The 1,866-nt window shown below is 68.0% G+C and carries 1 protein-coding gene; it reads left to right on the top strand.

Annotated features, from left to right (window positions below):
• Positions 1 to 1,866, top strand: a 1,866-nt coding sequence (locus tag A5760_RS02170; RefSeq protein ID WP_155764172.1) for a condensation domain-containing protein, incomplete at both ends; no start/stop codon positions are given.

Raw genomic sequence — 1,866 nt, 5'->3', positions numbered from 1 at the left:
TTGGTGCATCTGGGCTTTTTTGTGCTGGACGCGTCGTTGCGTCCGGTGCCGGCCGGGGTGGTCGGGGAGTTGTATGTAGCCGGCGGCGGTCTGGCCTACGGATATGTGGGCCGGGCGGGTTTGACCGGGTCGCGGTTCGTGGCCTGCCCGTTCGGGGATTCCGGGGCGCGGATGTATCGCACCGGGGATCTGGTGTGTTGGGGTGCCGATGGGCAGCTGGATTATCTGGGTCGCGCCGATGAGCAGGTGAAGATCCGCGGCTATCGCATCGAACTCGGCGAAATCCGCGCCGCCCTGGCCGCGCTGGATGGGGTGGAGCAGGCGGTGGTGATCGCCCGCGAGGACCGCCCCGGCGACAAGCGCCTGATCGGCTACATCACTGGAGCCGCTGACCCAGCGGATATTCGGGCTCGGTTGGGTCAGCGGCTCCCCACCTATATGGTGCCCGCGGCGGTGGTGGTGATCGACGCGCTGCCGCTGACGGTCAACGGCAAACTGGACACCCGCGCCCTACCGGCGCCCGAATACACCGAGGGCGACCGCTACCGCGCCCCCGTCACCCCCACCGAAGAGACCCTGGCCGGCATCTACGCCCAGGTTCTCGGGCTCGAGCGGGTCGGTATCGACGACTCCTTCTTCGACTTGGGTGGGGATTCGCTGTCGGCGATGCGGGTGATTGCCGCGGTCAACAGCGCCCTGAACGCAGGCCTGGCGGTGCGCACCGTGTTCGAGGCGCCCACCGTGGCCCAGTTGGCGGCACGTATCGGCGGCGATGGGGTCGGCCGTAAGCCGTTGGCGGCCGTGGCGCGGCCGGCGGCGGTGCCCTTGTCGTTTGCCCAGCAGCGGTTGTGGTTCCTCGACCGGTTCGAGGGCGGGGTGGCGACCTACAACATTCCCACCGCGTTTCGGATCAGCGGGGTGCTCGATATCGAGGCGCTGGGGGCGGCCATCGATGATGTGATCGCCCGTCACGAGTCGCTGCGCACCATATTCCCCGACATCGACGGTGTGCCGCTGCAGCAGGTGTTGCCCGCCGAAGCGGGGATGTGGCGGCGCGGGGACGCGGCGGTGGTGTCGTTGACCGAGCAGGATGTGGTCGGCGAGTTGGTCGCGCTGGCGGGGTATCGGTTTGATTTGTCGGCCGAGATCCCTATTCGTGCCCAGATCTATGCGGTGGGCCCCGAGCAGCATGTGGTGGGAATTGTGGTGCACCACATCGCCTTTGATGGCTGGTCGCTGGCCCCGATGGTCCGTGATGTGGGCGAGGCGTATCGGGCGCGGCGGCAGGGCCGGGCCCCGCAGTGGGCGTCGTTGCCGGTGCAGTATGCGGATTACACGTTGTGGCAACAGGATTGGCTGGGCGCCGAGTCCGATCCCGACAGTGTGATCGCCGGGCAGCTGGCGTATTGGCGGCAGCAGTTGGCCGATCTGCCCGAGGTGGTGTCGCTGCCGGCGGATCGGGCGCGCCCGCAGGTGCCCAGTTATCGCGGCGATGAGGTGGAGCTCCGCATCGACTCGCGGACCTGGGCGGGGGTCAAGGCGTTGGCGGCGGCGCATAACGCGACGGTCTCGATGGTGTTGCAGGCGGCCATGGCAGTGGTGTTGCACCGGGTGGGAGCCGGCGAGGACGTGGTGATGGGCGCGCCGATCGCCGGTCGGATGGATGCGGCGCTCGATGAGCTGGTCGGGTTTTTCGTCAACACCTGGGTGTTGCGGGTAGGGGTGAGTTCCGCGCAGCGGTTCAGCGAGGTGCTCGAGCAGGTGCGCCAGCAGGCGCTGGATGCCTACGGCAACCAGGATGTGCCGTTCGAGCTGCTGGTCGAGCAGCTCAACCCGGTGCGCTCGGCGTCGCATCATCCGCTGTTT

The organism is Mycobacterium colombiense, assembly GCF_001665835.1.
Taxonomy (GTDB): domain Bacteria; phylum Actinomycetota; class Actinomycetes; order Mycobacteriales; family Mycobacteriaceae; genus Mycobacterium; species Mycobacterium colombiense_A.
The sequence above is the reverse complement of the archived record's forward strand: the minus strand, read 5'-3'. Positions and strand labels throughout refer to the sequence as shown.